This is a genomic window from Rufibacter radiotolerans (assembly GCF_001078055.1).
GTDB lineage: Bacteria > Bacteroidota > Bacteroidia > Cytophagales > Hymenobacteraceae > Nibribacter > Nibribacter radiotolerans.
The window spans coordinates 2,153,950-2,174,395 of the sequence record NZ_CP010777.1 but is presented as its reverse complement, the minus strand read 5'-3'; the positions used below and the strand labels follow the sequence as shown (position 1 = coordinate 2,174,395).

Annotated in this window: 15 protein-coding genes; 6 read left to right on the top strand and 9 right to left on the bottom strand. The window is 51.7% G+C overall.

Annotated features, from left to right (window positions below; translation table 11 throughout):
* Positions 1-8 precede the first annotated feature (8 nt).
* Positions 9-1,028 carry a UDP-N-acetylmuramate dehydrogenase gene (gene murB, locus TH63_RS09055; RefSeq protein WP_048920666.1) on the bottom strand — a complete coding sequence of 340 codons (1,020 nt, stop codon included), beginning with the start codon at positions 1,026-1,028 and terminating at the stop codon, positions 9-11.
* A gap of 161 nt (positions 1,029-1,189) precedes the next feature.
* Positions 1,190-2,488, bottom strand: coding sequence for a sugar MFS transporter (locus TH63_RS09050; protein WP_048920665.1), 1,299 nt, complete (start codon positions 2,486-2,488; stop codon positions 1,190-1,192).
* A gap of 248 nt (positions 2,489-2,736) precedes the next feature.
* Here TH63_RS09050 and TH63_RS09045 point away from each other — a divergent pair, with 248 nt between their 5' ends.
* Together TH63_RS09045 and TH63_RS09040 are read left to right on the top strand one after the other, a co-directional pair.
* Positions 2,737-3,927, top strand: coding sequence for a THUMP domain-containing class I SAM-dependent RNA methyltransferase (locus tag TH63_RS09045; protein ID WP_048922706.1), 1,191 nt, complete (start codon positions 2,737-2,739; stop codon positions 3,925-3,927).
* Positions 3,928-4,088: 161 nt separating this feature from the next.
* Positions 4,089-4,532, top strand: a complete 444-nt coding sequence (locus TH63_RS09040) for a c-type cytochrome (protein WP_076606450.1) — start codon at positions 4,089-4,091, stop codon at positions 4,530-4,532.
* A 131-nt stretch (positions 4,533-4,663) separates the two neighbouring features.
* Here the strand turns inward: TH63_RS09040 and TH63_RS09035 are convergent, their stop codons facing one another.
* Positions 4,664-5,095, bottom strand: coding sequence for an acyl-CoA thioesterase (locus TH63_RS09035; RefSeq protein ID WP_048920664.1), 432 nt, complete (start codon positions 5,093-5,095; stop codon positions 4,664-4,666).
* A gap of 436 nt (positions 5,096-5,531) precedes the next feature.
* On the opposite strand from TH63_RS09035, the gene TH63_RS09030 reads away from it, so the two are divergent.
* Positions 5,532-7,328, top strand: coding sequence for a glycosyltransferase (locus tag TH63_RS09030; RefSeq protein WP_048920663.1), 1,797 nt, complete (start codon positions 5,532-5,534; stop codon positions 7,326-7,328).
* Between the two features lie 118 nt (positions 7,329-7,446).
* On the opposite strand, the gene TH63_RS09025 is transcribed toward TH63_RS09030, so the two are convergent.
* Complete coding sequence (locus tag TH63_RS09025) at positions 7,447-9,876, bottom strand: glycoside hydrolase family 31 protein (protein WP_053093769.1); 2,430 nt, start codon at positions 9,874-9,876, stop codon at positions 7,447-7,449.
* A 212-nt stretch (positions 9,877-10,088) separates the two neighbouring features.
* Here TH63_RS09025 and TH63_RS09020 point away from each other — a divergent pair, with 212 nt between their 5' ends.
* Positions 10,089-11,435: a glycosyltransferase family 4 protein gene (locus TH63_RS09020; protein ID WP_082161607.1), complete on the top strand. Its 1,347-nt coding sequence runs from the start codon at positions 10,089-10,091 to the stop codon at positions 11,433-11,435.
* Positions 11,436-11,650: 215 nt separating this feature from the next.
* Here the strand turns inward: TH63_RS09020 and TH63_RS09015 are convergent, their stop codons facing one another.
* Complete coding sequence (locus TH63_RS09015) at positions 11,651-13,672, bottom strand: alpha amylase C-terminal domain-containing protein (protein WP_048920661.1); 2,022 nt, start codon at positions 13,670-13,672, stop codon at positions 11,651-11,653.
* Positions 13,673-13,875: 203 nt separating this feature from the next.
* On the opposite strand from TH63_RS09015, the gene TH63_RS09010 reads away from it, so the two are divergent.
* A complete protein-coding gene (locus TH63_RS09010; protein WP_076606449.1) occupies positions 13,876-16,695 on the top strand; it encodes a DUF4961 domain-containing protein in 2,820 nt (939 codons plus the stop codon).
* 180 nt (positions 16,696-16,875) lie between these two features.
* On the opposite strand, the gene TH63_RS09005 is transcribed toward TH63_RS09010, so the two are convergent.
* On the bottom strand, positions 16,876-17,520 hold the full coding sequence (locus TH63_RS09005) for a ThuA domain-containing protein (protein ID WP_316931961.1): 645 nt from the start codon (positions 17,518-17,520) through the stop codon (positions 16,876-16,878).
* Between the two features lie 576 nt (positions 17,521-18,096).
* Here TH63_RS09005 and TH63_RS09000 point away from each other — a divergent pair.
* Positions 18,097-18,693 (top strand): outer membrane beta-barrel protein, encoded by a 597-nt coding sequence (locus TH63_RS09000; RefSeq protein ID WP_076606448.1) that lies wholly within the window; start codon positions 18,097-18,099, stop codon positions 18,691-18,693.
* 112 nt (positions 18,694-18,805) lie between these two features.
* Here TH63_RS09000 and TH63_RS08995 read toward each other — a convergent pair whose 3' ends face one another.
* From TH63_RS08995 to TH63_RS08985, 3 genes are all read right to left on the bottom strand, one after another.
* Positions 18,806-19,015 (bottom strand): alkylphosphonate utilization protein, encoded by a 210-nt coding sequence (locus tag TH63_RS08995; RefSeq protein WP_048922701.1) that lies wholly within the window; start codon positions 19,013-19,015, stop codon positions 18,806-18,808.
* A gap of 169 nt (positions 19,016-19,184) precedes the next feature.
* Positions 19,185-19,568 (bottom strand): DUF3037 domain-containing protein, encoded by a 384-nt coding sequence (locus tag TH63_RS08990; RefSeq protein ID WP_048920659.1) that lies wholly within the window; start codon positions 19,566-19,568, stop codon positions 19,185-19,187.
* Positions 19,546-20,343, bottom strand: a complete 798-nt coding sequence (locus TH63_RS08985) for a HipA family kinase (RefSeq protein ID WP_048920658.1) — start codon at positions 20,341-20,343, stop codon at positions 19,546-19,548. Before TH63_RS08985 ends, TH63_RS08990 begins: the two co-directional genes overlap by 23 nt.
* Between the last annotated feature and the right edge of the window lie 103 nt (positions 20,344-20,446).

Below are 20,446 nucleotides of genomic sequence, written 5' to 3'. Positions count from 1 at the left end.
GCAAAGAGCTAGATAATGTTCACCTCCGGGGTAAGGCTGACGCCAAATTTTTCCTTTACAGATTTGATGATCTCATAGGCCAGTTCCTTCACCTCATTACCGGTGGCACCGCCATAATTCACTAGCACAAGGGCCTGGTCTTTGTGCACCCCATGCTGGCCCAATACCTTGCCTTTCCAACCGCACTGCTCAATGAGCCAACCCGCCGGAATCTTCACCGTCTGCTCGCTTACCGGGTAGCCGGGCATGGCAGGGTAGGTGTGTTTCAGTTGCTCATATAAAGGGATAGGAAGCTCAGGGTTCTTGAAGAAAGAGCCGGCGTTGCCAATTTTAGCGGGGTCTGGGAGTTTGCTTCTTCTTATCTGGCAGACGGCTTCACTAATGGCCCGCAGGCTTAGTTCCTTTACCTTGTTTTCCGCCAGGGTGTCTTTAATGGCGCCGTAACTGGTGTTATAACGGTGGTCTTTGGTAAGCCGAAGCGTCACCGAGGTGATGATGAACTGGTCTTTGGCCTCTTTCTTGAAAATGCTTTCGCGGTAGCCAAAGCCGCATTGCTCTTTGTTAAAGGTCACCAGGTTGCCCGTGGCCGTTTCCAGGGCTTCCAAGGAATAGAAGGTGTCTTTCAGTTCTACGCCATAGGCCCCAATGTTCTGCAGGGGAGCGGCCCCCACCGTGCCCGGGATCAGGGAAAGGTTTTCAATGCCCCCCAGATCATGCTCCAGAGAATAGAGCACCAAGTCATGCCAGGTTTCGCCGCTGCCTGACGTCACTAAAACATGCTGTTTGTCTTCCTCTTCGTGCTGCGTGATTCCTTTAATGCGGTTCAGTAGCACCGCTCCCTGTACATGCTGCGTGAAGAGTACGTTGCTTCCGCCGCCCAATACCAGCTTTGGCAGCGCCTGCACTTCGGGGTGGGCCAGCAATTCCCGCAGTTCGTCTACAGAAGAAAAGGTAGCCAGAAGGCGGGCCTTTGCGTCTATGCCAAACGTGTTGTACTGCTGAAGGGAAGCGTCTCTTTGAATGTCCATGGCGAATAAATGGGGTGACGGCGCAAAAGTACAGAAATAGGCAGACAAAAGGAGGATACAACCCCTCCGGATTCTGCTTGAAGCAAAAAGCCTTCCCTTAAGAAAAGGGAAGGCTTTGTTTTTACCCTGTTTTGGCCAAAACGGGCCCAAAACGGAAATGCTTAACGGGTCCTGATTTTATAACCGGCTGTCGCGAAATACAAGATGAACAGGTAGCAAGGCACCATGATCCAGTAGGCCTGCTGCGTGTCCTTTAATACATCAGATAACAAGCCATATAGGGGAGGAATAATAGCGCCTCCGGCAATACCCATGATCAGTAAGGAAGCCCCCACTTTCGTGAACCTGCCTAAGTCTGAGATGGCCAGCGGCCAGATGGCAGGCCACATTAAAGAGTTAGCCAGGCCTAGCAAAGCAATGAACAACACAGAGATGTAGCCATGGGTGAAAATAGCCGCCACAGTGAAAATAACGCCTAAAACGGCGGAGATTTGTAACGCTCTCTCTTGCTTAAGATATTTTGGAATGGTGGCGATACCAATTAAATAGCCCACCAGCATGGCCACCAAGGTGCAGGTGGTAAAGAACTTGGCCGTAGAGAAACTAATGCCCTGTGAAGCGCCATAACTGATAATGGTATCGCCGGCCATCACTTCCACGCCTACATATAGAAACAAGGCAAATGCCCCTAGCAAGACATGCGGAAAATGGAAAATGCTGCTTTTGTGTGTGTTGGCAGCGGCCACGGTTTCATCCTCCTGCTCGGTGTCAATCTCCGGCAAAGCCGATTTGTACGTAAGAAAGGCAAGCACCAGCAACACCACTACCATAATCAGGTACGGGGTGATCACACGGGCCGCCAGGGCATTTAATTCCAGGGCCTTCTGGGCGGCATCCATGGTCTTTAGATCGGTCACTAACTGGTCAGCGCCTTCCAGGGCAATAGCCCCTAAAACAATGGGGGCAATGGCACCGGCAATTTTATTGCAGATACCCATGATGCTGATTCGTTTGGCCGCGCTTTCACGCGGACCTAGAATTGTAATGTACGGATTTGACGCGGTCTGAAGAATGGCCAAGCCAGTGCCCTGCACAAACAAACCTACCAAAAAGAGCAGATAAGTGCGGGACATAGCGGCTGGGATAAAGATCAAGGCGCCTAAGGCCATCACCACCAAACCCCAGGACATCCCTTTTTTGTAGCCGGTCTTCTTGAGAACCCAGGCCGCAGGCAACGCCATGACAAAGTAGGCAATGTAAAAAGCGAAAGCCACCAGATAGGATTGGAAATCAGTAAGTTCGCAAGCGATTTTTAGGTAGGGAATCAACACAGAGTTCAGCCAGGTCACAAACCCGAAGATGAAGAACAGTGCCCCAATAATGAGAATAGGCCTTAGATCATTGGAAGTTCCGTTCGCCTGATTCAGGTCTGACGGGTGGGAAGTAACTACTTTAGACATATGTTGTTTGAAGAGGTTTGGCTTAAAGTCAAATATGCGGGAAATATCTTGTTTTTAGATGCACCCACCTCCCAAATTCTAATAAATTATTTTAATAAGTAAGCGGCAAGCCTGGTCTGCACCTTTCTGAGGTTATTTCTGCCGCTTAGCGGGCAAGGGTGCAGGGCATGCGCGCATTTTTTCCGAAATTGCCGGCTTACCGGGTTTGGCCCAGCCAGAACCTGTCACCACCGCACCAATCGTATTTTATGGCCGCACCCAAAGTAAACCAGAATTTCAACATGACCGCCACCACCATGGCGGGGTTAGAAGAAGTACTCGCCCAGGAATTAACAGACCTGGGGGCCAAGTACGTGAAGGTGGGCGTGCGGGCCGTCACTTTCTCCGGAAACCAATACCTGCTGTACCAGGCCAACCTTTGGTGCCGTACCGCTATCAGAATCTTGAAGCCCTTCGCGCAGTTCAAGGCCCGTGATGAAAAAGAACTATACCTGAAAGTGCGGGAACAGGACTGGAGCCAGTTCATGGGCGTGAATGATACCTTCGCCATTAATGCCGTAGTGTCCCGGTCTACGTTTGAGCACTCCTTGTATGTGTCGCAGCTGACCAAAGATGCCATTGTAGACCAGTTTAGGGACGCCACCGGCCAGCGCCCCAGCATTGACGTGGCCACGCCCGACATCCGGATAAACCTGCACATGCACGAGAACATCGTGTCTCTGGCCCTGGACTCTTCCGGTGACTCTTTGCACCGCCGCGGGTACCGCCAACAGACCAACGTGGCACCTTTGAATGAGGTACTGGCTGCCGGTATTCTGCTGCTGAGCGGTTGGGACAAGAAAACCACGTTGTATGACCCTATGTGCGGCTCGGGTACCTTCCTAACAGAGGCCGCGCTGCTGGCCCACAACATTGCCCCCGGTATGTACCGCCGCGACTACGGCTTCATGCGCTGGCCCGACTATGACGCCAACCTTTATAACCGCGTGTACCAGGATGCCCTGGCCCTGGAAGACACCGAGAATGATGTGAAGATTTACGGATCAGACATTGACCCGGACTTTGTGGAAGCCGCCCAGAACAACCTGGCCTTTGCCGAAATTGACCAATACGTGCAGCCCCTGCAGGTACTGGATTTTGCCAAGGCCACCAAACCCACGGAGAAAGGCCTGCTCATCATGAACCCGCCCTACGGCGAGCGCATTGGCCGTGACACCGATATGGACGAGCTCTATAAACTGATAGGCGATACCCTCAAATCTAATTTCCAGGACTGGGATGCCTGTATCTTCACGGGTAACCTGGAAGCTGCCAAACGGATTGGCTTGAAGCCTTCGCGCCGCATTCCGCTCTACAATGGTCCCATTGAGTCAAGGCTGTTCAAGTATGAGCTCTACAGCGGTACCCGGAAAGAGAAGGAGGGAGCACCTGCAGAATAGATAGAAAAAGGGAGTCCAGAAGGCTCCCTTTTTTACGGGCGTATATTTCAGGCTTGTAAATTCTTTCCGGGGTAGGATTGGGGAAATGGAGCAAATGGCTAAATTGGCTGGCAATTACAAGTATCTTGCTGTTGTCTTTCTGAGCCTCAAAAACCCCTGCCATGAAAAAAATTACCCTTTCGCTTAGCTGTCTTGCTTTGTTCTCTGCTGTTACCCTGGGTATAGCCTCCATTGATACCGCGTATGCCAACTCTGGCGCTATTACCGAAAGCACAGTGCTTATGCCCCAGGCCACCAAGGCAAAGCCTAAAATCGCGGCCAAGACAAACGCAAAAGCCAATGAGACCTTTGAGAAAGGCCAGAAATTGATAGCGGCCTCAGACTGCGGGACCTGCCATAAAATTGACAAAAAACTAATTGGGCCGGCCTATATAGATGTGGCAAAAAAGTACCCGTCTAAAAAAGAGAACTTTGATTACCTGGCTCACAAGATCATTAAAGGAGGAAAAGGTGTGTGGGGGCAGATCCCGATGGCGCCGCACCCCGGTATCAGTGAGGCAGATGCCAAGGAAATGGCCAAATACATTCTTTCCCTGAACAAGTAACCCTAACCTGGAAAACAGTTCATCCTGAGCTAAAAAGCCTTCATGTTCCGTTTTAAGCCTGTTTTTAAGAAAACGGCCCTAAAACAGAATACGAAGGCTTTTTTCATTCCTGCACTTTTCTATCAGTAAGTTTATTCCAGTTGGAAATCCTCTGCCCTGGGCAGCGTTAAAAACTTCGCGGCCAGGTCTTTGGGCAAAGGCACCAGTTTTCTTTTAAGCAGGTCAATCCAGGCGCCGTCCACATTTATGATGGCTGCCTTGATCCCGTCGCCCCGGTAAAGAAGGTGCCGGATGCTCCACCGGGAGCCGTCTTCCCGCACCTTGGTCAGTAAGGATTTGATATGGATGGTGTCATTGATCCCTACTTCGCGTAGGTACTGCAACTCTTCCCTGAACAGAATAGGCCCCAGGTGCAGCTGTTGGAAGGTTTTAAAATCAAGACCCAAAGTGGCCATCATGGCAATACGGGCCTGGGCCGCAAAATCGGCGTACGCCGAATGACGGAGGTGCATGTTGGCGTCTACCTGGGCCCAGATGACATGCCCTTCATAAATAATGCTCATAGGTTGGTACGTGTAGGGTAAAGGATTCGGAGGTTAGCTCCCCAAGGGCAAATTACTAAAAACAGGGAAATGAAACGGAGCTGGTCTCCCGCGCTTCCATGGCCTGGTAGATAGGGTTATCGTTTTCAGGGCAGAGAAGTTGCCTAAGCCAGATATTAAGTCGTGGTTCTTTTGGAAGGCTTTTCCTATAGGGGCCGTCAGCAAACGTTTGTTCTCCCTTTTTGAAAATCCTTGGGTATGTTGGACTGAATTACCGGAGCCCAGCGCACTGGGTTGTTCTGTTTTAGTGGAAGGAGGTAGCAGCTTGAGGGTGAATTGGTTATGATTTTAGGAGAAGTAAATGGCATAATGCTGGCAGGCAAGAAGGTAAATAAAAGATTTTTTCTACATCTGTTTTAAGCTATTTTGAGTAAAATAGGCCAAAAACCAGTACCCAATGAGACAAACAACTGCTGCTTCTCCCCATTTAGTGGAAATTGCCTGGGAAGCATGTAACCAGGTAGGGGGCATCTACACGGTGATTCGTTCCAAAGTATCTGCCATGATTGAATACTGGGGCGACCAGTATTGCCTGGTAGGTCCTTTCTTTCCGCAGCAGGCCGCCAATGAATTTGAGCCCACTGAAGATTACTCAGACGTGTTCGGGAAAGCGGTGCTGGAACTCAGGGCCCAAGGCGTGGAATGCTATTACGGCACCTGGTTGGTTACCGGCCGCCCAAAAATTGTATTGATCAACCCGTACAGCGCCTTTGGTCAGTTAAATGAGATCAAGTATTTCCTCTGGGAAAACCATAAAATCCCTACCTCCAATGAGGACTTGTTGCACCAGGTGCTTGCGTTTGGGCATCAGGTAAAACAGTTTCTGGCTATTGTGGCCCAAAAGGCCCAGGTGGTGGCCCACTTCCATGAGTGGATGGTGGGCTCGGCTATCCCGGATTTGCGGAGGGAGCAGGTGCCCGTAAAGATTGTGTTCACCACCCACGCCACCTTGCTGGGCCGGTACCTGGCCATGAACGACCCCAATTTCTATGACCAACTCACCGCCGTAGACTGGCAGAAAGAGGCCAAGAATTTCAACATTGAACCGGCGGTGTCTATTGAAAGGGCCGCCGCCCACGGGGCGCATGTGTTCACCACGGTGAGCGAGGTGACGGTGCGCGAGTGTATTTACCTACTGGACCGCATCCCGGATACCGTCTTGCCCAATGGCTTGAACATCAGGCGGTTTACCGCCATGCACGAGTTTCAGAACCTGCACCTCACCTATAAAAAGAAAATCCACCAGTTTGTGATGGGGCACTTCTTCCAGAGTTTCCCCTTCAACCTGGACAAGACGCTCTACTTCTTTACCTCAGGCCGGTTTGAGTACCGCAATAAAGGGTTTGACCTGACCCTGGAGGCCCTGGCCCGCCTGAACCACCGCATGAAGGAGGCTAAAAGCGACATGACCGTGGTCATGTTCTTTGTGACCAAGCAATCGTTCCATTCTATAAACCCGGGTGTGCTTCATAGCAAGGCCCTCATGGAGGAAATCCAGGAAACGTGTAAGGCCATTGAAGACCAGGTAGGGGAAAGGCTCTTTTATGATGCCGCCGCCAGTACAGACTACCGGCTGCCTTCTTTGAATGATTACGTAGACGATTACTGGAAACTGCGCTACCGCCGTACCATTCAGTCCTGGAAAACGCACCAACTGCCGCCAGTGGTCACCCACAACCTGGTCAATGACCAAACCGATGAGATCCTGCATTTCCTGCGCACCTCCAACCTCATCAACAACGCCGATGACCGGGTGAAGGTGGTGTACCACCCGGACTTCATTTCGCCCATCAACCCCTTGTTTGGATTAGAGTATGGGCAGTTTGTGCGGGGTTGCCATTTGGGCGTGTTCCCCAGCTACTATGAGCCTTGGGGCTATACGCCGCTGGAGTGCGTAGCCAGCGGGATTCCGGCGGTCACCAGTGACTTGTCCGGCTTCGGGGATTACGTGAAGAAACACGTGAAAAAGTACTCAGAGAAAGGTATTTATGTGATTGACCGCCATGACCGCGGCTTTGATGAATCTGCGGAACAGCTTACCGAGCACCTCTTTGATTACGTGGAGATGAGCCGCCGCGAGCGCATTACCCAGCGGAACAAAGTAGAGAGCCTGTCTGAGATGTTTGACTGGAAAAAACTGCTAGTGCACTATGAGCGGGCCTACCAACTGGCCCTGGGCGTTCCGCAGGAATAGGAACAATACCCTACCCATTAAAAGTGCTTCCTGTTTTGGGGCCGTTTTCAGAAAAACGGCCCCAAAACAGGAAGCACTTTATTTTTAGCCTGACTTTACTGGTTGACCGCTGCCGTAATTAAGCTACCGGAACCGGATGAAACTCAATTTCCTGGAAACCTGCAGGAACGGTTAAGTGCAGCAGGTTTATTCCATCCACTACCTCCCAAGCCATAGGCTGTCCGTCTACCAACACCTGAGCGGTAGGGGCAGGCAGACCATGAATAATCAGGCTATAATAAGGGTTAGCGTTAACGCCGGCACCGTTTATTTTCTGATTCAGTCTGAAAGTGCCCGAAGTGGTTTCGGTTAGGAAGACCTTGTGCTGGAAACCACCCTCGGCGTAGCCATAGCCTTCGCCGCCGTCTTCATACAACTCACTTACGCAGGGTTGGGTGCCGTAATACACGTGCAAGGTTACCGGTGGGTTCTCCAGTTCCCCCACGTACTGCTGTACCGGGTAAAAAGGAATCACGGACCCCGCTCTAATGAACATAGGCACTTTGTCCAGCGGCGCATCGGCCCAGATTTCTCCTTTGCCGGCCACCATTTCATCGGTCCAGAAATTATACCAATTGCCTTTAGGCAGGTAAAGAATACGGCCCTCTACCTTGGGTTGCGTGATAGGGCATAACAGCACATGGTCGCCTAAGGTGAATTCGGCCATGCGGTGGTAACACTCCAGATCGGTTTGGTCCAGGAACGACAGGGGCCTTAACATAGGCGTGCCGCGGGAGGTGTACTGCCAGAAGGTGGTGTACAGGTAGGGCAGCAGTTGGTAGCGCAGCTCTATGAACTTGCGGGCCAGTGAGGTAAAGGGCTCGCCAAACGACCAGGGCTCCTGGTCCCCGTGGTCACCGGAGGAATGAGTACGGCAGAAAGGGTGGAAAATACCCAGCTGCAACCACCTGATGTATAGTTCCCCGTCTGGGGTCTCAATAAAGCCACCAATGTCTGAGCCAATAAAAGACATACCTGAGATGCTCAGGCGCTGGCATTGGATGTTGGCCAGCCACAGATGGTCCCAGGAGGCAATGTTATCTCCCGTCCAGCCGGAGGCGTAGCGTTGCACACCTGCGTAGCCAGAGCGGGTAATGGTGAAGGGGCGGTTAGGGTAGGCGTGGTTCTTTACGCCGTCATAGGTGGCGCGGGCCATCTGCATGCCATAGATGTTATGGGCCTTGCGGTGGCTGCAAGGTTCGCCGTCAAAGTAATGGCGCACGTCATTAGGGAAGGTGCCAATCTCAAAAACGGCGGGTTCGTTCATGTCATTCCAGACGCCTTTAACCCCGGTTTCGGCAATAAGCCCCTGGAACAGGCCGGCCCACCAAGTGCGGACGTCTTCGCGGGTAAAGTCCGGGAAGTGGCAGAGGCCGGGCCAAACGGTTCCTTTGTACAAGGGACCATCGGCGCGCCGGCAGAAAAAGTCATTGGCCATGGCTTCCTGGTACACCCAGTACTCGGGGTCAATTTTAATGCCGGGGTCAATGATCACCACGGTCTTAAAGCCGTCTTCCAGCAGCTCCTGCACCATGCGCTTGGGCTCCGGGAAATGGCTCTTGCTCCAGGTAAAGCACCGGAACCCTTCCATGTAGTCAATGTCCAGGTAGAGGGCGTCACAGGGAATGCGGCGCTCCCTGAAGCCTTTGGCTAGGTTTTTCACCACGTTCTCAGGGTAGTAGCTCCATTTGCATTGGTGGTAGCCTAAAGCCCACAAGGGGGGTAACTCCGGAGGACCGGTCAGTTCCGTATAGTTCTGGACCACCTCCGTCAAGCTGGGGCCATAGATGAAGTAATAGTCCATGGTGCCGCCCTGGGCCCAGAAACTGGTTACTTCTTTGCGCTCAGAGCCAAAATCAAAGAACGTTCTGAAAGTATTGTCAAAAAATATTCCGTAGGCCTGGCGGCGATGCAGGCCCATGTAGAAGTTGATGTTCTTGTAAAGGGGATCGGTGCCTTTCACGTAGCCGTAGGTGTCTGAGCCCCAGTTTTCTACGCGTTTGCCCCGCAGGTTCATGTTGTTGGCTTTGTCGCCTAGGCCGTAGAAGAACTCATTGGGCTGGTTGACTTTGCTCATTTTTACAATGTCGCCGCCGTGCTCTTTGTGCTCCTCCCAGTGGAAACCCTTCTCGTCCTCATTGAGCACATTGCCAGACCTGTCCAGAATGCGGGTAATGAGGCCCTCTTTGGAAATGGTGCAAATGAGGAATTTGGTGGTGAGCCTGATGTGGTCTGAAAGCTCTTTTACCTTCAGGCGCACCTCGTGCTGGGGCCGGCCGGGGGAAAGGGCGTAGGAAAAGTCCCGGCCAAAGGTGCCTTCGGTGGCGTATCTGAACTTGAGTATATTCTGTGAAACGGCCTCTACCAATAAACTCACGCGGTTGTCACACACCAGGAGCACTGACCTCTCTGTTGCTTCCACGCGCTGAACGGTACCCGCGAAGAATTCTTCCCGCTGGGTCACCAGATCATTGATCATGTAATTGGTATCCTGAATAGAATCTTGCATATTAAAGAAAGGGCGAAGAATGAAGATGAAGTTGGAGGTACGTATTTGTACTTTAAATAAACTGCATAATTACGGAATGTTTTTTAGATCCGTCATTATTTAACTTCGGCAATTTAAAAAAATGCCGTCGTGCGCCTTGATATAGAGCAATGCATGGTTAACTTTACGAGTCAACCACTCCCCCCTCCCCAAAAGAGGAAAATAAGCCTGTAATGAAAAAACTACGCGTATTAATGTTAGGATGGGAAGATCAGCCCATTCTGAACGGAGGAGTAGGCAAAGCCTGTTTTCACCTGGCAGAGGCTCTTGCCACTGAGGTAGAGCTTACCATGATTGTGCCCCAGGCAGACCATCTGGCGCTTGAGCACCATGCGGAAGTAGTAGGCCTGGATACCCTTGACCTGGAGGAAATCCAGCAGGCCCCCGTGGCCAAATCCTTTGACCGCTTTGCCACTACCCACCGGGTGCCCGCTAACCTTTTCCCGTATGAAGATCCGGAGGAGAGTATTTCGTACCCCGTTCTTACTGACCCCGTGGAGCACGAGGCAGCGCCTGTAACTACCTGGCCTGAGGAAACCGCTCCCACCAACAGTCCTGCTTCTATCCCCAAGATAGGGCAGCCCCAAATCTCGGTGGCCACCTGGGCCAAAGGCACTATTAATTTTGAGGTGATTCAGTTTGCCCGCTATGCTGCCAGGCTCGCCTCGCATAAAGAGATAGATGTAGTCTATGCCCATGACTGGATGACGTACCTGGCCGGGGTGGAGATCAAGATCCAGCGCAAGATTCCATTGGTACTGCACGTGCACAGCCTGTCTTTTGACCGCCAGGTAGGGGAGCCTTTGGGCTGGGTGTATGAACTGGAAACAAAAGCCCTGCAAGCCGCTGATCTGGTGCTGGCCGTAAGCGAACGCACCGCCCGTATGATTGTGAAACGGTACGGCATTTCTGCCAAGAAGGTGAAAGTAGTCTACAACGGTGCCGATAGAATCTCTTCTGCCCCGGCTACGCCGGTTAAAAACAAGCAGGTTACTTTTCTGGGCCGATTGGTTGCCCAAAAGGGACCTTTGCAGTTTATTAAAATAGCCAGGCAAGTTTTGCTTCATGAACCCGCTGCGCACTTTGTCTTAGCGGGCCATGGCCCCCAGTTAGAGGAGGCCAGGTTGCTGGTAGAGAAACTGGGCATTAAGGACGCGGTGACCTTCACCGGATTTTTACCCCCAGAACAAGCTGAGAAGCTTCTCCGCAATTCGGCAGTTTTCTGCCTGCCCGCACTGTCAGAGCCCTTTGGGTTGGCCGCCTTGGAAGCGACGCAGGTAGGTTTGCCGGTGGTTCTGTCTATGCAGACGGGTGCCGCTGAGGTATTACCCCAGGCAAACGTAGCCGACTGCAATGACATTGATGGACTGGCCCAGCACATTGTTTCCTTGCTGCGCGATAAGAGCCTGCGCAAGAAACAGGTGGAAGCCAACCAGCGGGCATTGCAACACCTGACTTGGGATGCCACCGCAGACAAGGTGAATGAGGCCCTGCAGAACGTTCTATTGCCAAAGAATTAATTTTCCCTTATTGGGCTAAGTTCTCTAAAAGCGTTTTGGACCTGTTTTAGGAAAAACGCCTTAAAACGGCAGCTATAGTACCCAAACCTGAACCTGTTTTTTACCCGAAGGAAATCCCAGCAACAAAGAGGCCTCCGCATGAATACTGCGGAGGCCTTTTACTTTTAGCCAAATTCAAAATGGCAGCACCATCATAAAACCAGCTGCTTTTGCTTCTAATCTTCCTTCTTGAGCACCAGCGCGGTCCGGTTAGGCAGGTAGATACTCATTCTGGGCCCGAATTTGGTGGGTTGGGTAAAGTACCGTATAGAGGTGTCTACCCGGTCATGCCCACCGTTCTCCGGCGCGTCTGAAGACAGGATAACCGAATAGCTGCCCGCCTCCTGCACCGGGAACCTGTAATCCGGCACTGAATTCTGCGGGGAGAAATTAAACAGGAACACCAGGCCGGCGCGCTCAAAGATCAGCACGTTGTTGTGGTTGTCCTGGTGAAGTTTATGGGCCGCCCCGTGCTCCATAATCTTATATTCCTGGGCTATGGCCAACATTTCCTTCTCAAATTGCCAAAGGTGCCGGTACCGCAGTTCTGTATTTTCTACCAGAGACCATTGCCGGCGCGCATACTGGTAGCTCCAGTTGTTGCCCAGCCTTGGGAAATCCACCCATTCTGGGTGACCGAATTCATTACCCATAAAAGTCAGGAAAGCCTCTCCGCCCAGAGCCAGGGTGATGAGCCTGATCATTTTGTGCAGGGCAATGCCGCGGTCAATGACCGGGTTCGGGTCATCGGTGCGCATATGAAAGTACATTTCCTTATCCATGAGCCAGAAGGCCAGGGTTTTGTCACCTACCAGAGACTGGTCATGTGATTCGGCGTACGCCACGGTTTTCTCGCCTTTACGGCGATTGGTGAGTTCGTGCCAGATCTCATCCAGGTTCCAGTCTTCGTCCCGCTTGTGCTTAAGGGTCTTGATCCAGTAATCCGGAATGCCCATGCCCAGGCGGTAATCAAACCCAACCCCACCATCTTTAATGGGGCGGCAGAGACCGGGCATCCCGCTCATGTCTTCCGCAATGAGAATAGAGCCCGCTTTCATGGTATGGGACAATTGGGAGGCCAATTGGAGGTACAGAATGGCGTCTTCGTCTACGCCTTTGTCAAAATAGCGGTCATAGTGCCCAAAGGCCACGCCCTCGCCGTGGTGGTGGTAAAGCATGGACGTGACGCCGTCATACCGGAAGCCGTCCAGGTGGAATTCCTCCAGCCAATAGCGCACGTTAGACAAAAGGAAGCGCCGCACTTCGGGGGACCCGTAGTTAAACAGCATGGAATCCCAGCCGGGGTGGGTGCCTCGGGGCCCGGCATGGAAATACTGGTCACCGGAACCGTCAAAGTTGGCCAGGCCTTCGGCCTCGTTTTTCACGGCGTGGGCATGGATCAGGTCCATGATCACGGCAATGCCCCGGCGGTGGGCCTCGTTGATCAGGTATTTTAAATCTTCGGGCGTGCCAAACCTTGAGGTTGGCGCAAAGAAGTTAGACACGTGGTAGCCAAAGGACCCATAGTAGGGGTGCTCCATGAGGGCCATCAACTGCAGGCAGTTGTAGCCGGTCTCCGCAATGTGCGGCAGGATGGTATCGGCAAACTCGCGGTAGGTTCCTACCCCGTGCTTTTCCTGGGCCATGCCCACATGGCACTCGTAGATGAGGGGTTGGGTAATTTTTTTGACTTTGAAGGCCCCATCATTCCACTTGAAAGGATTTTCGGGTTGCCAGACCTGACCCGAAAAATCATAGGTGTCGGGGTCCTGGATGGCCCGGAAGGTAAACGGAGAAATGCGGTCCTTGCCCTCGCCGTTGGCGTCTACCACGTGCACTTTGTAGCGTTGGCCATGGGTTAGTTGCGCCTCAGAAGCCGGGATAAAGATTTCCCAGATTCCGTTTTCCTGCCGCTGCAGGGGGTGGCGGGAGCGGTCCCAGAAATTGAAGTCCCCAATCAGGGAAAGGGAACGGGCGGCCGGGGCCCACTCGCGGAAGCGCCAGCCGTTGTGCTCAGGCTCAAAGTGCAGACCCATCTGGTGGTGCCAGGCAGCGTACGCCGATAAAGAGCCGGTTTCCTGGTTTATGTAGGTGACCGTTTGGTTAAAACGATCCTGCCGTTCCTTCAACTGCGGGGCATAGGGGGTAAGCCAGCTATCTGATTCAACTAAAGGGAGTAGGGTAGGTGCCTTAGGCATATTCTCAGGTTTGGGTGGGGCAAAAGTTACACCTCATACGGGTAAGCTGCAACAAGTGAAGAAGAATTGATAAAAGCCATGGAAAGTTGATAATAAGGCTGTGGTTAACCCATAAAAATTTAATAAATTCGCAAGGAAATCGATTTCGTTGCCGAATTTCGCCTTCCCTAATTTTCCATTTAGAATATAAAATAGCCTATCGCATGAAAACTACGTTCCGTTTGCTTGGCTTGTTGCTGGTTTTATTGCTGGTACAGGCGGTACAGGCGCAGGTGGTGACCTGGTCCCCCACGTATCCTACTCATAATGAGCCCGTCACTATTACCTTTGATGCCTCTAAAGGCACGGGCGGATTGGCCAACGTGAGCGAACCCGTTTACGCTCATACCGGGGTCATAACCAACCTGAGCACTTCTGACTCTGACTGGAAGTATGTAAAGGCGCCCTGGAACTCCAATACCCCCGCCGCTTTGATGACCTCCCTGGGTAACAACCTTTACCGGATCACCATCACCCCCAGAACCTATTACAACGTGCCGGCGTCTGAGGAGATCAAGGCAATTATGTTTGTGTTCCGGAACGGGACCGGCACGAAGGAAGGCAAGGACACCGGCGGCAAGGACATCAAAGTGCCCATCTACATGGCGGGTGCCATCAATGTTGCTTTTACCCAACCTACGGTAGGGATGAACGGCATCTTTGTGAACCAAGGCGCAAGCATTCCGGTGACCGCTACCTCTTCTACCAATGCTACGCTCCAACTTTTTGTGAATGGCACCAAGGTGAAACAAGAGGCCAACGCTTCTACCATCCAAACCACCCTCACTGCCACTCAGCTGGGCTTTAACAAAGTGAAACTGGTAGCCCAGAGTGGCGCCACCACGGCAGTTGATTCCTTTACCTACGTGGTGCGCACGGCCACCAACACGCAGGCTCTGCCCGCTAATGCCAAAGATGGGGTAACCTATCTGAGCAGTACCAGCGTCTTGCTTAACCTGTATGCGCCCAACAAGCAAAGTGTGTACGTGGTGGGCGATTTCAATAACTGGCAGGTGGGCGCGACCCAGATGAACAGAACCGCTGATGGGGCCCGCTACTGGGTGCAGATTGATAACCTGGCGCCCGGTCAGGAATACGCCTACCAATACCTGGTAGATGAAACCCTGCGCATAGGAGATCCTTACACAGAGAAAACCCTGGACCCCAATGAAGACCGCTACATTTCTGCGGAGACGTACCCAAACCTGAAGGCGTACCCCGCTGGAAAGGCCACGGGCATGGTTTCGGTGTTCCAGACCAACCAGCCGGCCTATAACTGGAAAGTGACCAACTTCTCCAAGCCCAAGAAAACGGACCTAGTGATCTATGAGCTGCTGGTGCGTGATTTTATTGCCAAGCATGACTACAAAACCCTCACCGACACCCTGGATTACCTTACCCGCATGGGCATCAATGCCATTGAACTGCTGCCCATCCATGAGTATGAGGGGAACCTCAGCTGGGGCTACAACTCGGTGTATTATTTTGCGCCAGACAAATATTACGGACCCAAAGAGACGCTCAAGCGTTTTATAGACGAGGCACACGCCCGCGGCATAGCCGTGATCATGGACATTGCCTTAAACCATTCCTTCGGGCAGTCGCCTATGGTGCAGCTGTACTATAACCCCTCTACCGGCAAAACCACTCCGGAAAACCCCTGGTTTAACCCAGACCCGAAGCATGATTACAACGTGGGCCATGATTTCAACCATGAAAGTGCCGCCACCAAGTATTTTGTGGACCGCGTAACGGAGTATTGGCTGCGCGAATACAAAATTGACGGCTACCGGTTTGACCTTTCCAAAGGGTTCACCCAGAAACAGACCTTGGGGAGCGTAAGCGCCTGGGGCCAGTATGACCAGAGCCGGATTGATCTCCTGAAGCGCATGGCCGACCACTTATGGACGGTAGACAACAGTGCTTATGTGATTTTGGAGCACTTCGCGGATAACTCAGAGGAGACGGTGCTGTCTAACCACGGCATGATGCTCTGGGGCAACCTGCACGGCAATTACAAGCAGGCGGCGCTAGGCTACACCAATGACTCCAACTTCAACTGGATCTCCTATAAGCAGCGCAACTGGACCAGCCCCAACGTGGTAGGGTACATGGAAAGCCACGACGAGGAGCGCCTGATGGTGGAAGCCCTGGCCTATGGCAATATCAACGGGAACTACAGTATCCAGAACCTGACAACGGCCTTGCAGCGCATGCAGCTCACCAGCGCCTTCTTCTTCACCATTCCGGGCCCTAAAATGGTGTGGCAGTTTGGAGAGCTGGGCTATGACATCTCCATTAACCAAAACGGCCGAACCGGCGATAAGCCTATCCTCTGGAACTACTACCAGGAGGCGGATCGCAAGAAGCTATACAATGTGTACACGGCCCTTATTAAGCTCAAGATCAACGAGCCTGCCTTTGAGTCTGGTGATTTCACTCTGAACCTGGCCAACGCCATGAAGACCATCCATATTCAGCACCCAGACATGGACGTGGCTATCTTAGGGAACTTTGGCGTGGCTTCAGGTACCATTGACCCACGGTTCCAGAGAACAGGGACCTGGTATGATTACGTGACCGGCCAGAGCTATTCGGTTTCCAGCGTGAACCAGAGCATTACCCTGCAGCCAGGCGAGTACCGAATCTATACCACCAAGCGCCTCTCTAACGGTAGCATCCTTACCAAAACCGATGAGGAGTCTGCGTTGGTAAAGAATGCAGTGGTATTCCCTAACCCAGCTAGCGCTGGCGAAGTGACACTGCGCTACAACTTGGTTTCTTCCAGTGAGGTAAGCCTGCAACTATATGACCAGTTAGGGCGAAAAGTGGTGCAGCGCTCCCTGGGCCGCCAGGGAGCAGGTACCCAGACGGTGCAGCAAAAGCTGATAGGGGGGAATGGCCGTTCCCTGGCGCCAGGCCTGTACCTGTGCAAAATCATCACAGGCGGCACGGCCAGAACCTTGCAGGTGGTGGTTCAGTAAAACCAGCACTCTGTCCTTGGGCTGAAAACCCATAAGGTAGTGCATAGAAGAGGGAGCGTTTTGGGTCTGTTTTTGCAAAAACAGACCCAAAACGCTCCCTCTTTCTTTTAATACTTCTTAATGCCTTTTTTCTTAGAAAGCCAGAAATGGCTTACCTAAAACAACTTTTGCCCGGCACCCCTATTTCTTGCCCATGGCGTACAGTATGCCACCTAAAAGATGCTGCCGAAATAGAGGTTCCTGGAAGCTTTCCTTGGTATGTCCGCCGCCGGTATAAAACGCTCTTCCTCCGTCAAAAGCATGATACCAGGCAATAGGGTGGTGGTCTCCGTTTTGGCCCCCGGTATAGGTGGCTTCATCAAGGGTTGCCAATACCTTAATGTTGGGGCTGATGTTTTTGAAGTTGTACCATTCGTCTTTCCGCTGCCAACTGGCCGGTAGAAAAGAAGTGGCGGGGTGTTTATGATCAAGTACCCGCACCGTGGCCTCCTGTATGGCCGGGTGACTAGCAAACTGGGCGCCCACCAATTGGTTGTACCAGGGCCAGTCATATTCGGTGTCGGTGGCGGCATGGATGCCCACAAAGCCTCCGCCTGCTTTGATATACCCTTCCATGGCTTTCTCCTGCGCTGGGTCCAGCACGTTCTGGGTGGTGCTCAGAAAGATGACAGCCCGGTACTTTTTTAAAGATTCAGCCGTGAACACAGCCGCATTATTGGTGGTATCTACCGTGAAGGCATGCTCCTTCCCCAATTCCTGAAGAGCCACCAGACCCGCCGGAATAGAGTTGTGGTAAAAACCCGCCGTTTTATAAAACACCAGCACACCATAAGTCCTTTCTTTTGTTTTTTGCTGGGGTGAAGAACAGGCTAAAAGCGTGGTGATCAGAAAAAGAAGAATTGGGTTAAGGGATTTCATGGAAGCTTCTGAAATGTCAAACATTGGAAAGAACGTGAATCCGGTGAGGTGTTGCAATTATTTGGTTTGATTTTCTACTCTCTGCCGGTAAAGTAGATAGCCGAATGCGAGATAAAATCACCCTTCCGAATTTTTTGGCTGATAATTTGCTTTCAGCCTTTGCCTAATTGGTACAAGGGTAGGCAGGACCGTTTATGGGCTGCCATAATTGGGTTTAAGCTTGTTTGCTTTGTTTTAAAGTTTGAAATATTGATAGTAATATTGACGTTTGCTTTACAACCCAGCTAGACTTCGTCAGCCATGAAGTGGCCGTTATATGTGGTTAGGATTAAATCTCATCCCTCAAGTATACACTGGGTTGATTTGGCTATCCAAGCCTAGAACAGGGAGAATATTTTTAAGCTGGACTAGGTTTTAAGGGCTAGGTAGGGCAGCCTCAATAATGTTGAAATATCATTTTATAGATAGCATAGAAAATTGATTATGAAAAAGAGTATCCTATTTTCGGTGGTTTTTCTTTTGATGGGTTTTCTGGCCCAGGCGCAGGTTTCTCTGGGTATAAAGGGGGGCATGAGCTCATCTAACATAGATATAAAAGACCCGCAAGGCTCCTTCCAAAAGTTTAAGGAAGGGGGCGATATAAAGGGGTACCACGCCGGTATTTTTGTGCGGGCCAATGTGTTGGGCTTTATGTTACAGCCCGAGGTGCTGCTCTCCAAATCTGGGGGAGAAATAAAATATGATGACACCCAGCAAGGTACCATTGTTGAGAAATTAGGGTTCACGCATTTAGATGTCCCGCTGCTGGTAGGCTATAAGTTGGCTTTCTTCCGGGCCTATGGCGGACCAGTAGCCTCTGTTTTGTTAGACGGGGATATTGGGGACGATAAAATTGACCAGTACCTGGAAAATTCAGAATGGGGCTACCAGGTGGGGGGCGGCATAGATATCTCCCGGTTCACCGCCGATGTTCGGTATGAGAGCCTGAAACGTTCCTACAATGACGCCAACGCAGGCTCTGCGGATATTAAAAATAACCAGGTGATCGTGAGTTTAGGCTATAAGCTCTTTGGGAAATAAGGTTCTGTTGAGAATAAACCCATAAAGAGAAGTCTCCCGTTTTGGGCCTGTTTTCTAAAAAACAGGCCCAAAACGGGAGACTTCTCTTTTAGCGCTCCTATGATTTAAATATCTACACTTTCTTCAAAAACATGGTCTTCAATACCATGGTCGTCTTCTCCACCTTTCCCTCAATTTCCCCCTCATCCTCTGTCAGGCGGATTTTCTTGACAATGGTGCCTCTCTTGATCACGGTAGAAGAACCTTTTACTTTTAAATCTTTGATGACGGTTACTGAATCTCCTTCCTGCAGGAGGGTGCCGTTGCTATCTTTTACTTCCATGGTTGGAATATCTGGGGTAAGGAAATTGGTTTTCGCCAAAGCTACCTTTTGTTTAATAAAAAAGCCATTCACACTTATACAAGGTCCTGTTTTAGGCCTGTTTTCTGTAAAACAGGCTTAAAACAGCTATGGCTTGAGGCACGCTTCTCATAGAATTTGGCAAAAACTGTTACAGCACCAGCTGGGTGTGCAGGTGCTCTAAAGTTTCTGCGGCATTTGCGGTGAGCCCGGGGTGCACGGCTGAAATCTGCAGTATGGTGCTGCGAGTAGAGGTGAGCCACCGGAACCGGGAGGCAATGGCGAACTGGCCAATGGTGCCACCCTCTTTGCGGCCGGCGCAGATTTGTTCAAATGCCTTGAGGCGTTTACGCACTTCGCCACAATCCAGATCAGCGGAGAAAGCTTTGAGGCGGTCTTCGTTCAGGGTGATTCTCACCTGCAGAAAACCCTGCGCCGCGCAAAACAGCACAACACCTACGTTCATGAACTCCTCCCGTTCAACCCTTGGTACCACCCGTAAAACGGCGTACTCAAACAAGTCCTTTTCTTGCATGCTGTGCTTCTTTGACAAAAACTTCTGAGTGGGTCAGGCGCGTCTCTAAAAACTGAACGTAAGCCTGGCGGTGTTCCTGAGCGGTAGCAAAAGGGGAGTCGTGCACCAGCCAGTCGTCTGGGATAAGGGCCACAATCTGGTGGAGCAATTCCGGGGCGAGGATTTTCTTATAGGCGGCGTCTACGGCTTCCAGTTCGCTGGCCTTAGGCAGCAACACGTGGTCTTTGATCTGTAGAAACGGCCGCTTGGCCTGCTCCTCAATGTTGGGCCAGTTATGGTGGAAATAAAAGGCGGCGCCGTGGTCAATGAGCCACAGTTCCTTGTGCCACATGAGCATGTTGGTGTTGCGGGCGGTACGGTCCACGTTGGTGATCAGGCAGTCCAGCCACACAATCTGCGAGGCTAAGGTAGGGTCTACCGTGGTCACCAGGGCATCAAAGGTAATGGCACCGGACAGGAAATGCAGCCCCAGGTTCAGGCCTTCGCTAAACCGCAACAAATCCTGGATCTCCTCGTCTGGCTCGGTGCGCCCAAAGGCTTCAGATAAGTGGGCGAATACGATCTCCGGTACGCGTAAACCAAGCGCCCGGGCCAATTCCCCGGCAATCAGTTCGGCTATGAGGGCTTTTATTCCCTGGCCTGCGCCCCTGAATTTGAGCACGTACAGGAAATCATCGTCGGCCTCTACAATGGCGGGCAAAGAGCCCCCTTCGCGCAGCGGCGTGACGTACCGGGTTACATTTACAGTCCTTATTTCAGGGGAATATTCCTTCATATTATTTCAATACCTGTGCATAGGCTTACCTTTAAACCAGTAGACGAAGCTTTGGAAAAGGCAGCTGTAAACCTGAAGAACCAAACTTCTTAACCGCTGCATT